This window comes from Kitasatospora sp. NPDC002040, assembly GCF_040296785.1.
In the GTDB taxonomy this organism is placed as follows: domain Bacteria; phylum Actinomycetota; class Actinomycetes; order Streptomycetales; family Streptomycetaceae; genus Kitasatospora.
In genome coordinates, this window is record NZ_JBEOXV010000016.1 from 111363 (window position 1) to 123981 (window position 12619).

Below are 12619 nucleotides of genomic sequence, written 5' to 3' on the forward strand. Positions count from 1 at the left end.
GCGGCCGGGGAACGGTGAGGCAGCAGGCAGAAGTGCCTGACCCTCCACCCTGACGGCTCGGCGCCTGCCGCAGGCTCAGCGCGGCCGGGGCACCGTCAGGTGGACGGCGAGGCCGGTGGGGGCGACCGGGGCGAAGTCGAGGGAGCCGCCGCCGGCCAGCAGCAGGGTGCGGGCGATGGAGAGGCCGAGGCCGGAGCCGTCGACGTTCTGGTGGCGGGGGCTGCGCCAGAAGCGGTCGCCGATCCGGGCCAGTTCCTCCTCGGTGAGGCCGGGGCCCGCGTCGGAGACGGTGAGGGTGATCTGCCGCTTGCCCCGCTCGACGTCGAGCCGGACGGCCGCCCCGCTCGGCGTGAACTTGAGCGCGTTGTCGAGCACCGCGTCCAGCGCGCTGCCGAACCCGATCGGATCGGCCAGCCCGATCGCGGTGGCGGGCCCGTCCCAGCCCAGCCGGATGCCGCGCTGCTCGGCCACCGGCCGCCAGGCGTCGATCCGGGCCAGCGCCAGCACGCTGAGGTCGACCCGCTCCGGTTCGGGGCGGGCGTGCTCGGCGGTGGCCAGGCCGAGCAGGTCGTCGAGCACCCGGGCCAGCCTGGTGCCCTCCTCCCGGACCGCGCCGAGCTCCGCCTCGTGCCCTTCCGGGAGTTCGAGGCCGAGCAGTTCGACCCGCAGCAGCAGGGCGGCCAGCGGGTTGCGGAGCTGGTGCGAGGCGTCCGCGACGAAGGCCCGCTGCTGGTCCAGCGCGATCAGGACGTTGTCCGCCATGTCGTTGAACGACCGTGCCAGGCGCCGGAGTTCGGGCGGGCCGCTGCTGGGGGCGACCCGGGCGTTCATCCGGCCGGTGGCGATGTCGTGGGTGGCCCGGTCCAGGGTCCGGACCGGGCGCAGCACCCAGCCGGTCAGCCGCATCGAGAGCAGCACGGCCGCGATCATCGCGAGCGACTCGCCCGCGCCGATCCCGAGCCAGCGGTAGAGGATCCGGGAGCGCAGCGGCCCGGTGGGCGACTCGGTGATCACCACCGCGATCACGTCGCCGTCCCGGACCACCGGGGCGGCCACGGTGAGGGTGCGGTCCGGGGTCCAGGGCCAGGCCTGCGGCGGGTTCTGGCTGCGGCGGCCGTCCACCGCCTCCTGGAAGGCCTGGGAGCCGGGGCCCTCGGCCGGGACCTTCCAGTCGGCCGGGGCGACCGCCACCGCGCTGCCGTCGCGGTGGAAGATGCCGACCCGGACGCCGTACAGCTCGTAGTAGCGCTCGACCTCGCCGACCAGGGCGTGCAGCCGTCCGCCGTCGCCGTCCACCGGGGTGGGGTCGCCCTTGACGGCGGTGCCCGCGGTCGGGCGGCCCTGGGTGGGCAGGCTCTGGGCGAACCGGGCCGCGTCGTCCATCCGGTCGACCACCACCCTGCTCTGCTCGGCGGCGGCCATCGCGGCCGCGAGCGGCACTCCCAGGGCGGCCAGGACGGCCGCCATCAGGGCGAGCAGGATGCCGAGCAGACGGGTGCGCACGAGGGATCAGCCGGCCGGCTGCTCGGGGATCAGGCGGTAGCCGACGCCCCGGACGGCCTCGACCAGGCCGGGCAGCGCCAGCTTGGTGCGCAGCGAACCGATGTGCACCTCCAGGGTCCGGCCGTTGCCCTCCCAGCCGGAGCGCCAGACCTCGCTGAAGATCTGCTCGCGCCGGTAGACCACGCCGGGGCTCTGCGCGAGCAGCGCCAGCAGGTCGAACTCCTTGCGGGTGAGCGGGACATCGCGCCCCTGCACGCTGACCCGGCGGCGATCGCGGTCGATCACGATGCCGCGGGCCTCCAGCGGACCGGCCTGGCTGACCGGCTCGGCCGGCTCGGCGGCCAGGCCGCGGCGGGCCACCGCGTGGATGCGGGCGAGCAGTTCGCCCATGTCGTACGGCTTGGTGACGTAGTCGTCCGCACCGAGGTTGAGGCCGTGGATGCGGGACCTGATGTCGGCGCGGGCGGTGACCATGATGACGGGGACGCCGCTGTGGGCGCGGATCCGGCTGCACACCTCGAAGCCGTCCCGGTCGGGCAGGCCGAGGTCGAGCAGCACCACCCGGTACGGGTCGCTGCCGTCCGGCACCAGTGCGTCCAGCGCCTCGTGGCCGCTGCGGGCGTGCCTGACCTGGAAGCCGTGCCGCCCGAGCACCGCGACCAGCGCCGCGGCCACCCGTTCGTCGTCCTCGACGAGCAGCAGTCGCATCGTGGTCCTCCCTTCGGTGTCCGATCCCTGCGGAGTATCGTCCAAGCCGCTCCGTCTGTCACGGCCGGGCCGCTCCGCAACGCTGCGTGGCCGGATCGTGATCCTCAAGTAACGCTCAGATCGGCTGACGTGACATGGTCAGCGCCCTAAGGTCGGCCCAACCGGGGGCTGCGAGCTCCGCCGGCGACCAGCCCCCGGACCTGAGCCTGTCCGACAGGCCCACGCACCGCCCCTGCGAGGAGAAACCTCCGGGGTTCGCCCACGAGGGAGCCAGGCGCGATGACCGAGACCACCGTCAGTGACTCCTCCGCCGCTCCGCTGGTGGTGCTGAGCGGTGTGAACAAGCACTTCGGCGCGCTGCACGTCCTGCAGGACATCGACCTGGAGATCCGTCAGGGCGAGGTGGTGGTCCTGATCGGCCCGTCCGGGTCCGGCAAGTCGACCCTGTGCCGGACGATCAACCGGCTGGAGACCATCGACTCGGGCTCGATCTCGATCGACGGCCGGCCGCTGCCGGCCGAGGGCAAGCAGCTGGCGAAGCTGCGGGCCGAGGTCGGGATGGTGTTCCAGAGCTTCAACCTCTTCGCGCACAAGACCGTGCTGGAGAACGTGGTGCTCGGCCAGATGAAGGTGCGGAAGGTCCCGCGCCCGCAGGCCGAGCAGACCGCGCACTCCCTGCTGGAGCGGGTCGGCCTGGACGCGCACGCGGCCAAGTACCCGGCCCAGCTCTCCGGCGGCCAGCAGCAGCGGGTGGCGATCGCCCGGGCGCTGGCGATGAACCCGAAGGTGATGCTCTTCGACGAGCCCACCTCGGCGCTCGACCCGGAGATGATCAACGAGGTGCTGGAGGTCATGCGCAGTCTGGCCGCCGAGGGGATGACCATGGTCGTGGTCACCCACGAGATGGGCTTCGCCCGCTCCGCCGCCAACCGCGTGCTCTTCATGGCCGACGGCCGGATCGTCGAGGAGAGCACCCCCGAGGCGTTCTTCACCGCGCCGCGCAGCGACCGTGCCAAGGACTTCCTTTCGAAGATCCTGCACCACTGAGGCCCCTGCTGACCTAGCGTCAGTCTTCTGTCATGTCCTGAACTCCCCGTGCCCGGACACTCCGTGGCCACACCAGAGGAGAGCTCCTTCCATGAGGACTCGTCGTACCATCGCCGCCGCCCTGTCCGTCCTGGCGCTGACCGCCGTCGCCGCCTGCGGCAAGGAGGCCGCCCCGGCCTCCGACACCACCGCCAAGCTGCCGACCTACACGGTGAAGACCGATGCCAAGGTGGAGGGCTCGAAGACCTTCGACGAGGCCAAGAAGCGCGGCAAGCTGATCATCGGCGCCAAGGCCGACCAGCCGTTCCTCGGTTTCGAGAACGTCGCCTCCGGCACCCGTGAGGGCTTCGACATCGAGATCGCCAAGATGGTCGCGGCCGACCTGGGCTTCGGGCCCGACAAGATCGAGTTCAAGACCATCGTGTCGGCCAACCGTGAGACCTCGATCTCCAACGGTCAGATCGACTACTACGTCGGCACCTACAGCATCACCCCGGCCCGCAAGGAGAAGGTCTCGTTCGCCGGCCCGTACTACGTGGCCGGCCAGGACCTGCTGGTGCTCAAGGACAAGGCCGAGTACACCGGCCCGGAGTCCATCAAGGGCAAGAAGGTCTGCTCCGCCACCGGCTCCACCTCGGTGAAGCAGATCGAGAAGTTCGCACCGGTCATGCCGGTCACCCAGTACGACACCTACGCCGCGTGCGTGGAGAAGCTGCTGAGCGACGAGATCGACGCGGTCACCACCGACGACGCGATCCTCAAGGGCTTCGCGGCGAAGAACCCCGGCAAGCTCAAGGTGGTCGGCAAGACCTTCTCCCAGGAGCCCTACGGCATCGGCGTCTCCAAGGACGACGCGGCCTTCCAGAAGGCCGTCGCCGCCGCGCTGAAGGCGCACGAGGACAACGGCGACTGGAAGAAGGCGTACGACGCCACCCTCGGTCTCTCGGGCGCTGCGGCCCCGGAGATCCCGGCCCTCACCAACTGACCCGTCCCGTAACGAAAGGAGGGCCGCCGGTATGGGCAGACTGTTCGAGAACGGCAACTTGGCGCTGTTCCGGGACGGCTTCCTGCAGACGGTCGAGATCAGCGCGCTGAGTGCGCTGTTCGCCCTGCTGCTGGGCACCCTGCTGGCGGCCTTCCGGGTCTCCCCGGTCCCGGTGCTGCGAGTCTTCGGCACCGTCTGGGTGAACCTGTTCCGCAACACCCCGCTGACCGTGCTGTTCTTCGCGGTGACCTTCGGACTGCCGCGCCTGGGCGTGCACTTCGCGAGCACCACGCTCGCGGTGATCGCACTCTCCGCCTACACCGCCTCGTTCGTCTGCGAGGTGCTGCGCGCGGGCATCAACACCGTCCCGGTCGGCCAGGCCGAGGCGGCCCGCAGCCTGGGCATGACGTTCGGTCAGACCCTGACCCAGGTGGTGCTCCCGCAGGCCGGGCGGACGGTGCTGGGGCCGATGAGCAGCGTCTTCATCGCGCTCCCCCGCAACTCGGCGATCGCGGGCGCGTTCAGCGTCTCGGAGCTGTACCACTTCCAGCAGACCATGACGGACCTCGGGTACGGCATCTTCTTGATCTTCTTCTGGGTGGCGCTCGCCTATCTCTTCCTGAGCGCCTGCGTGGCCCTGTTCTTCCGCTTCCTGGAGACCCGACTGGCGGTGGCCCGATGAGCGGCAGCAGCGTCCTGTACGACGTCCCCGGCCCCCGGGCCCGGGCGCGCAACCTGATCCTCGGCGTGCTCGCCGGGGCCGGTCTGCTCGGACTGCTCTGGTACGTGTACCGGAGCCTGGACGACGCGAACCAGTTCTCCGCCGCGATGTGGGACCCGTTCCTGTACAAGAACGTCCAGGAGCGCATCCTCACCGGCCTGTTGGACACCCTGCGGGCCTTCGCCACGGCGGCCGTGCTCTCGCTGGTGTTCGGCGCGCTGCTCGCGGCGGGCCGGCTCTCCGACCACAAGCCGGTCCGGGCGGTCTGCACCGCGGTGGTGCAGTTCTTCCGCGCGATGCCGCTGCTGATCATGATCTTCGCGCTGTACCAGTCGCTCTTCACCACCGCACCGTTCTGGGGCCTGGTGATCGGTCTGACGCTGTACAACGGCTCGGTCCAGGCCGAGATCATCCGCTCCGGCATCAACGCGGTGCCGCGCGGCCAGGGCGAGGCGGGCTACGCGCTCGGCCTGCGCAAGAGCCAGGTGATGGGCACCGTGCTGGTGCCGCAGGCGGTCCGCTCGATGCTGCCGGCCATCATCGGCCAGCTGGTCGTCACCCTCAAGGACACCTCGCTCGGCCTGATCATCACCTTCCCCGAGCTGCTCTACGTCGGGAAGTGGATCGCCAGCAACAGCTCCACCCCGGACGGCTACCCGTACATCCCGGTCACCATCGTGATCGGCTCGATCTACATCATCCTGTGCCTGCTGCTCACCGCGCTCGCCAAGTGGATCGAGGGCCGGAGCCGCCGCGGCGCGAACCGGCGTACATCTGCCGCTGCTTGACGGACACGCAGGTGATCTGTTGCATTGCTCTTCGTGACACCACCCGGCACCTCCGAGAGCCCGACCGCACCTCCTGACCGCACGCCCGGTCCGGACCCGCGGTCGGGCTCCGCCGCCTTTCCGGCCGCCGCCAGCGCCTGTGAGGTCCCGTCGTGGACCCGGTGATCATCGTGGGGGCCGGGCCGGTGGGCCTCGCCCTCGCCCTCGCCCTGGCCCGGCAGGACGTGCCCAGCATCGTCCTGGACGAGGGCGCCGGGGTCTGCTCCGAAGGCCCCCGCAGCGTCGTGCTCACCCAGGAGACCACCGCCTTCCTGACCAGGCTCGGGTACCAGCGGGCCGGTTCCGACGCCGCGGGCTGGGACGCCTTCACCATCTGGCGCCGCCGCACCGAGGCGCTCCGGCTCCCGCTGGAGGGGATCACCCACCTGCCGCAGCACCGGCTGCACCGCGGCCTGCGCGACGCGGTCACCGCCACCCCGCTGATCCAGCTCTCCCCGCTGACCCGGCTGGTCGAGCTGGAGCAGGACAAGGACGGCGTCAGCGCACGGACCGTCAACTCGCAGACCAACACCGTCACCTGGTGGCGCGGAAGTCACCTGGTCGGTTGCGACGGGGCCCGCTCCACCGTCCGCAAGCTGCTCAAGGTGCGCTTCCCCGGCCGCCCCGCCGTCGACCGGCACGCGGTCGCCACCATCCGGGTGGACCTGCCGTTCACCGGCGAGGCCCGGCTGCACCGCGAACCCCCGTGGCGGGGCGACCGCGAGGCCTCCGCCCGCCCGCTCCCGGACGGCCTCTGGCGGCTCGACTGGCGGCTGCCCCCCGGCCGCCCGGCCGCCTCCGCCCCGGTCGACCCGCACGCCACCTGGCCCGGCATCGTCACCGGCGACACCCTGCTGGCCCGGGTGAAGGCCACCCTGACCGGCTGGTGCGGCGAACTCCCCCCGTACGAACTGCTGGCCGCCGCCGACCACACCGCCCAGCAGCGGCTGGCCGCCCGGTTCCGGGTCGGCCGCTGCTTCCTGGCCGGGGACGCCGCCCACCTGCACGGCGCCCTCGGCATGCAGAACCTCGCCGACGGCCTGCGGGACGCCGACAACCTGTCCTGGCGGCTCGCGCTGGCCTGGCACCTGCAGTCCGGCTCCACCCTGCTGGACGGCTACGAGACCGAACGGCGCGGTGCGGTCGGCGCCCGGCTGCGGGCCGTGGACCAGGCGATGCCGCTGCTCCGCCCGCTGCGCGGCTGGCAGCAGACCCGGCGCTCGCTGCTCACCGGCTCGTTCCGCAAGCACGCCCCGCTGCTGGCGGACGGTCAGCTCGGCACCGGCCGGTTCGGCGGCGCACCCGCCTACCCGGAGGCCCCGTCCGGCATCCCCGGCCGGGTCCCGCCGCAGCGCGGCGCCCGGGGCACCTCGCTGACCGAGCAGCTCTCCCCCACCGCCCCCGGGGTGCTCGCCCCCGACCTGCCGGTCACCACCACCGACGGCTCCACCGACCGGCTGCACGCCCGGCTCGGGGCCGGCTTCCTGCTGCTGCTGGTCGCCCCAGGCACCACGGTCTGGTCCTCCCAGCACTGGCTGTCCGCCGGGCTGATGCCCCGGCTCACCACGCTGGCCGCCGCCCTGCCCATCCCCACCGAGGTCCTGGTCACCGACCACTACCCGGCCGCCGACCCGCACACCGTCCTGCTGATCCGCCCCGACGGCCACCTGGTCGGCTCCACCCACGGGGCCGAACCCGAGGCGCTCCAGGCCCTGGCCCAGCACGCCCGCGGCGGCCCGGCCCCGATCGCCAGCCCCTGACGGCCCGTCACTGGTCGCGGCGGTGCACCACCGTCACGGCCAGGGCGGCCGCCCCCAGCGCCCAGACCAGGTAGACCAGCCAGGCGCCCCCGGTGGTCCACGGGTGGGCGACCTCGCCGAACCGGCCGAAGTCGGCCAGCCGCTGCCAGGCCGTGAAGGGCTGGGCGTGCCGGAGCACGGCGGTGAGGTAGCGGTCCTCGCTCAGGAACAGCGGCACCATCAGCAGCAGCCCGGTGGCGGCGACCACCGACGCGGCGCTGTGCCGGGCCACCGCCCCCAGCGCCATGCCCACCAGCGCGGCCACCGGAGCCAGCAGCCCGGAGGCCAGCACCAGCCGCAGCGCGCCGGGGTGACCGAGCGTCAGCCCGGCGTCCCGGCCGTCCAGCACCACCTGGGTGAGCAGGAACGAGACCAGGGCGAGGGCCGTACCGAAGACGGCGGTGACGGCCGTGACCACCAGCGCCTTGGCCGCCATCACCGACCGCCGGGCCGGGACCGCCGCGAGGGTGGTCCGGATCAGCCCGGAGCCGTACTCCCCGGTGACCGCCACCGCGCCGATCGCGCCGAGGACCAGCACCAGCACCATGCCGGAGTTCGCGGTGAAGGCGTCCACCAGCCCGATGTCGTTGCGCAGGAAGGCGGCCCGGGAGCTCTCGTCGTACTGGTCCCAGTACTTGTAGTGGTCGTACGCCGTTCCCACGTTGATGCCGAGCACGGCCAGGGCGCCGGCCAGCAGCGACCAGCCGGTCGAGCGCAGCGACCAGAGCTTGATCCACTCGGCGGCGAGCAGATCGGTGAACCTGGCCCGGGCGGTGGTGGGGGTCATCGGGTCGCTCCTGCGTGGTGGTCGGCGCGGTCGGCGGTCAGCTCCATGAAGGCGGCCTCCAAGGAGGCCGTCCTGGGGGTCAGTTCGTGCAGCGGCAGCCGCTGGGCGAACGCGAGGTCACCGATCCGGGCGGCCGCCATCCCGGTCACCTCCAGCGCCTCGCCGACCGGGCGCACCCCGGCCCCCTGCTCGGTCAGCAGCCTGGCCAGCAGCGCTGCCTCGGTGGTGCGTACGGTCACGCTGCTGCCGCTCCTGGCCGCGAAGTCGGCCAGGCTCTCGGCCGCGATCAGCTCGCCCCGGCCGACCACCACCAGGTCGTCGGCGGTGTGCTCCATCTCGGTCATCAGATGGCTGGAGACGAAGACCGTTCGTCCCTCGGCCGCGAGCCGCCGGAACAGGCCGCGCACCCAGCGCACGCCTTCCGGATCGAGGCCGTTCAGCGGCTCGTCGAAGACCAGCACCGGCGGGTCGCCCAGCAGCGCACCGGCGATCCCCAGCCGTTGGCGCATCCCCAGCGAGTACCCGCCGATCCGGCGCTTCGCCGCGCCGGCCAGCCCGACCTCGCCCAGCACCTCGTCCACCCGGCCGCGCGGGATGCCGTTGCTCCGGGCCAGCGCGGCCAGGTGGGACCGCCCGCTCCGGCCGCCGTGCACCTCGCTCGCGTCCAGCAGCGCGCCGAGGTGGCGCAGCCCGCGGGCGTGGTCGCGGAACGGACGGCCGTCGACCGTGACCGTCCCGCCGGTGGGTGCGTGCAGGCCGAGGATCATCCGCAGGGTGGTGCTCTTGCCGGCCCCGTTCGGGCCGAGGAAGCCGGTGACCCGCCCCGGCTTCACGGTGAAGGTCAGGTTCCGGACGGCCGTGGTGCTGCCGTAACGCTTCGTCAGTTCGTTCGCTTCGATCACGGGGCCAACCCTGCCCAGTGGCGCCCCGACCGGGCATCGGCCCGGCGGCGACACCTCGGCCGCCGGCTGTCGTCCCGGGGACTACGACCCAGGGCTGATGCCCGGCGGTGATCTTGTGGCTAGCATCGGCCGCATGTCCGAGACACCACGACTCCCGCTGCTCAGGCGGATGGCGCCGAGCGACTGGACGGTGCTGGCCTGGTGCGCGGGGACGGTGCTGACCTTCCTGGTCCGGCTCCGGCTGCCCGGCGAGAGCGCGGCGGCCGTCCCGCCCGGGGTGCTGATCCAGCGCTGGGACGGGCTGGCCACGATCGCCCTGGCCGCCCTGGTCACCCTGCTCGGTGCCCGGCAGCTGCCCCGCAGGCCGCTGGTCGCGGTCGCCCTGGTGCTCACCGCCGCCGTGATCGGGACCACCCCGCTCGGCGCCGGGGAGATCCCGCTGCCGCAGTTCCTGGCAGTCGACCTCGCGCTGTACTTCGTCGCGGCCGACCGCTCCCGGCGGACCTCGCTCACCGCCACCGTCCTCGCGCTCGGCGTGCTGACCGGGTACGTGGCGGTCCGGCTGGCCCTCGGCTGGGGCGTCGGCACCTCCACCGAGCTGACGGTCGCCCTGACCGCCGTGATCACCTGGCTGCTGGGCAACTCGGTGCACCAGTCGCGGGCGCACGCCGACCGGGTCAGGGCGCAGACCGAGGCGCAGGCGGTCACCGCCGAGCGGCTGCGGATCGCCCGGGAGCTGCACGACATGGTGGCGCACAGCATCGGCGTGATCGCCCTCCAGGCCGGTGCCGCGAAGCGGGTGATCGAGAGTCAGCCGACCGCCGCCCGGGAGGCCCTGGGCACCATCGAGAGCACCGGCCGGGAGACCCTGGCCGGGCTGCGCCGGATGCTCGGCGCCCTCAGGTCGAACGGCCCCGAGCCGCACCCCGAGCTCGGGCTGGCCGACCTCGACCGGCTGGCTGCCGCCATCACCGCCGCCGGGGTTCGGGTCGAGCTCAGCCGGCTGGGCGAGCCGCACCCGCTGCCGCCGGAGCTCGACGTCGCCGCCTACCGGATCGTCCAGGAGGCGGTCACCAACGTGGTCCGGCACGCCGCCACCGACTCCTGCCGGGTGACCGTCGACCACCGGGGGCGGGAGCTGGCCATCGAGGTCACCGACCACGGGCGCGGTCCCGGCCGGCGCAGCGAGTCCGGCTACGGCCTGCTCGGCATGCGCGAACGGGCCGCCCTGCTGCACGGCGAGTTCGCCGCCGGGGCCCGTCCCGGCGGTGGCTTCCGGGTCACCGCCCGCCTTCCGATCCCTGCCCCGACCGGAGTCCGATGACGATCCGCGTTCTGCTCGCCGACGACCAACCACTGGTCCGTGCCGCCCTCCGGATGGTGATCACCGACGCCGAGGACCTGGAGCTGGTCGGTGAGGCCGGGACGGGCACCGACGCCGTCCGGCTGACCGCCGAACTGGCGCCCGACGTGGTGGTGATGGACATCCGGATGCCCGGACTGGACGGCATCGAGGCCACCCGGCAGATCACCGCCGGGCCCGGCAGCAGCCAGGTGATCGTGCTGACCACCTTCGACGAGGACGACCACGTCCACGGCGCGCTGCGGGCCGGGGCGGCCGGCTTCCTGGTCAAGGACATGGCGCTGGAGGAGATCCTCGCCGCCGTCCGGGTGGTCGCCGCCGGGGACGCCCTGATCGCACCGGCCGTCACCCGCCGCCTGATCACCGAGTTCGCCGAACGCCCGGCCGCCGGCCCGGCCCGACGGACCGTCAGCGGGATCACCGACCGGGAGCGCGAGGTGCTCGTGCTGGTCGGCGGCGGACTGTCCAACACCGAGATCGCCGAACGGCTCCGCCTCAGCACCGCCACCGTGAAGACCTACCTGTCCCGGCTGCTGGCCAAGCTGGACGCCCGCGACCGGGTCCAGCTGGTGATCATCGCCTACGAGGCCGGGCTCGTGACGGCCTGACCGCCCGACGGCCTACCGGGCGAACTCCACCGCGCGGCTCTCCCGGACCACGGTGATCCGGATCCGGCCCGGGAAGGTGAGCTCCTCGGCCACCCGCCGGGCCACCTCGCGGGCGATCACCTGGGCGCCGAGGTCGTCGACCAGCTCGGGCTGGACCATCACCCGGACCTCGCGTCCGGCCTGCATCGCGTACACCTTGGCCACGCCCTCGAACTCCCGGGCGATCTCCTCCAGCCGCTCCAGCCGCCGGACGTGCACCTCCACCGACTCCTTCCTGGCCCCGGGCCGCCCGCCCGAGCAGGCGTCGGCGGCCTGGGTCAGCACCGCCTCCACCGTCTGCGGCTCGACCTCGCCGTGGTGCGCCTCGATCGCGTGCACCACCTCCGCCGACTCGCCCCAGCGCCGGGCGTACTCGGCCCCGACCGCCGCATGACTGCCCGTCACCTCGTGGCTCAGCGCCTTGCCGATGTCGTGCAGCAGGGCGGCCCGCCGCACCAGCACCGCGTCCGCGCCCAGCTCGGCCGCCATCAGCCCGCCCAGGTTGGCGCTCTCCACCAGGTGCCCGAGCACGTTCTGCCCGTACGAGGTCCGGTACCGCAGCCGCCCCAGCATCCGGACCAGCTCCGGCTCCATCCCGCCCACCCCGGCGGCCAGCAGCGCGTCCTCGCCGGCCCTGGTGCAGAGCCGCTCGACCTCGCGCAGGCTGCGCGCGTGCACCGTCTCGATCCGGGCCGGCTGGATCCGGCCGTCCGAGACCAGCACCTCCAGGGTGAGCCGGGCCGCCTCCCGCCGGACCGGGTCGAAGCAGGAGAGCTGGACCACGCCCGGGGTCTCGTCCACCACCAGGTTGACGCCGGTGACGGCCTCGAAGGCGCGGATGTTGCGGCCCTCCTTGCCGATGATCCGGCCCTTCAACTCCTCGCTCGGCAGGGGGAAGACCGCGACCACGGTCTCCGCGGTCTGCTCGCTGGCCAGCCGCTGCACCGCGCCCGCGACGATCTCCCGGGCCCGGGCCTCGCCGTCCTCGTGCGCCTGCCGCTCGATCTCCCGGACGGTGACGGCGGCCTCCCGGCGGGCCAGCGCCTCGGCGGCGCGCAGCACCTCCGCCTTGGCCTGGACCGTGGTCAGGCCGGCCAGGCGCTCCAGCTCGCGGTGGTGCCCGGCCTCCAGCTCCGCGACGGCGGCCTCACGCCGCTCCAGCTCGGCCCGCCGCCGGGCCGCCTCGGCCGCGGCGAACTCCACCGCCCCGGCGGCCCTCCGCTCGGTCACCCGCACCCAGCGGAACACCGCCCAGCCCAGCAGCAGCAACGCCCCGACGCACCCCATCGCGATCCACATCGGGCACCGCTCCGTCCTGCTCAGCACATAT

Annotated in this window: 12 protein-coding genes; 7 read left to right on the plus strand and 5 right to left on the minus strand. The window is 73.2% G+C overall.

The annotated features are described in order from the left end of the window. Window positions 1-75 precede the first annotated feature (75 nt). On the minus strand, window positions 76-1503 hold the full coding sequence (locus ABT118_RS27050) for a sensor histidine kinase (RefSeq protein ID WP_350674247.1): 1428 nt from the start codon (window positions 1501-1503) through the stop codon (window positions 76-78). 6 nt (window positions 1504-1509) lie between these two features. Beyond that, entirely contained in the window at window positions 1510-2211 is a 702-nt protein-coding gene (locus tag ABT118_RS27055) for a response regulator transcription factor (RefSeq protein WP_350674249.1), read from the minus strand. Window positions 2212-2490: 279 nt separating this feature from the next. On the opposite strand from ABT118_RS27055, the gene ABT118_RS27060 reads away from it, so the two are divergent. The 5 genes from ABT118_RS27060 (at window position 2491) to ABT118_RS27080 (ending at window position 7551) form a co-directional block, all read left to right on the plus strand. Further along, on the plus strand, window positions 2491-3258 hold the full coding sequence (locus ABT118_RS27060) for an amino acid ABC transporter ATP-binding protein (RefSeq protein WP_350674252.1): 768 nt from the start codon (window positions 2491-2493) through the stop codon (window positions 3256-3258). A gap of 91 nt (window positions 3259-3349) precedes the next feature. Next, the gene (locus ABT118_RS27065; RefSeq protein ID WP_350674254.1) at window positions 3350-4243 is read left to right on the plus strand and encodes a glutamate ABC transporter substrate-binding protein; all 894 of its coding nucleotides are present in this window, start codon (window positions 3350-3352) and stop codon (window positions 4241-4243) included. A gap of 31 nt (window positions 4244-4274) precedes the next feature. Beyond that, complete coding sequence (locus tag ABT118_RS27070) at window positions 4275-4925, plus strand: amino acid ABC transporter permease (protein WP_350674258.1); 651 nt, start codon at window positions 4275-4277, stop codon at window positions 4923-4925. Beyond that, entirely contained in the window at window positions 4922-5752 is an 831-nt protein-coding gene (locus ABT118_RS27075; protein WP_350674260.1) for an amino acid ABC transporter permease, read from the plus strand. The genes ABT118_RS27070 and ABT118_RS27075 overlap by 4 nt, the downstream gene beginning before the upstream one ends. Before the next feature lie 152 nt (window positions 5753-5904). Next, complete coding sequence (locus ABT118_RS27080; protein WP_350674262.1) at window positions 5905-7551, plus strand: FAD-dependent monooxygenase; 1647 nt, start codon at window positions 5905-5907, stop codon at window positions 7549-7551. A 7-nt stretch (window positions 7552-7558) separates the two neighbouring features. On the opposite strand, the gene ABT118_RS27085 is transcribed toward ABT118_RS27080, so the two are convergent. Next, a complete protein-coding gene (locus ABT118_RS27085; protein ID WP_350674265.1) occupies window positions 7559-8377 on the minus strand; it encodes an ABC transporter permease in 819 nt (272 codons plus the stop codon). After that, window positions 8374-9279, minus strand: coding sequence for an ABC transporter ATP-binding protein (locus ABT118_RS27090; RefSeq protein ID WP_350674268.1), 906 nt, complete (start codon window positions 9277-9279; stop codon window positions 8374-8376). Before ABT118_RS27090 ends, ABT118_RS27085 begins: the two co-directional genes overlap by 4 nt. Before the next feature lie 133 nt (window positions 9280-9412). On the opposite strand from ABT118_RS27090, the gene ABT118_RS27095 reads away from it, so the two are divergent. Then, on the plus strand, window positions 9413-10603 hold the full coding sequence (locus ABT118_RS27095; protein ID WP_350674272.1) for a sensor histidine kinase: 1191 nt from the start codon (window positions 9413-9415) through the stop codon (window positions 10601-10603). Next, a complete protein-coding gene (locus ABT118_RS27100) occupies window positions 10600-11250 on the plus strand; it encodes a response regulator (RefSeq protein ID WP_350674278.1) in 651 nt (216 codons plus the stop codon). The genes ABT118_RS27095 and ABT118_RS27100 overlap by 4 nt, the downstream gene beginning before the upstream one ends. Before the next feature lie 12 nt (window positions 11251-11262). On the opposite strand, the gene rny is transcribed toward ABT118_RS27100, so the two are convergent. After that, window positions 11263-12588 carry a ribonuclease Y gene (rny, locus tag ABT118_RS27105; RefSeq protein ID WP_350674281.1) on the minus strand — a complete coding sequence of 442 codons (1326 nt, stop codon included), beginning with the start codon at window positions 12586-12588 and terminating at the stop codon, window positions 11263-11265. Window positions 12589-12619: the final 31 nt, after the last annotated feature.

Bases quoted from the DNA above. Each gene is read 5' to 3' on its own strand.
- ABT118_RS27085 (WP_350674265.1), bottom strand. From the start codon at position 8,377: ATGACCCCCACCACCGCCCGGGCCAGGTTCACCGATCTGCTCGCCGCC.
- rny (WP_350674281.1), bottom strand. From the start codon at position 12,588: ATGTGGATCGCGATGGGGTGCGTCGGGGCGTTGCTGCTGCTGGGCTGG.
- ABT118_RS27060 (WP_350674252.1), top strand. From the start codon at position 2,491: ATGACCGAGACCACCGTCAGTGACTCCTCCGCCGCTCCGCTGGTGGTG.
- ABT118_RS27095 (WP_350674272.1), top strand. From the start codon at position 9,413: ATGTCCGAGACACCACGACTCCCGCTGCTCAGGCGGATGGCGCCGAGC.
- ABT118_RS27100 (WP_350674278.1), top strand. From the start codon at position 10,600: ATGACGATCCGCGTTCTGCTCGCCGACGACCAACCACTGGTCCGTGCC.
- ABT118_RS27070 (WP_350674258.1), top strand. From the start codon at position 4,275: ATGGGCAGACTGTTCGAGAACGGCAACTTGGCGCTGTTCCGGGACGGC.
- ABT118_RS27065 (WP_350674254.1), top strand. From the start codon at position 3,350: ATGAGGACTCGTCGTACCATCGCCGCCGCCCTGTCCGTCCTGGCGCTG.
- ABT118_RS27075 (WP_350674260.1), top strand. From the start codon at position 4,922: ATGAGCGGCAGCAGCGTCCTGTACGACGTCCCCGGCCCCCGGGCCCGG.
- ABT118_RS27055 (WP_350674249.1), bottom strand. From the start codon at position 2,211: ATGCGACTGCTGCTCGTCGAGGACGACGAACGGGTGGCCGCGGCGCTG.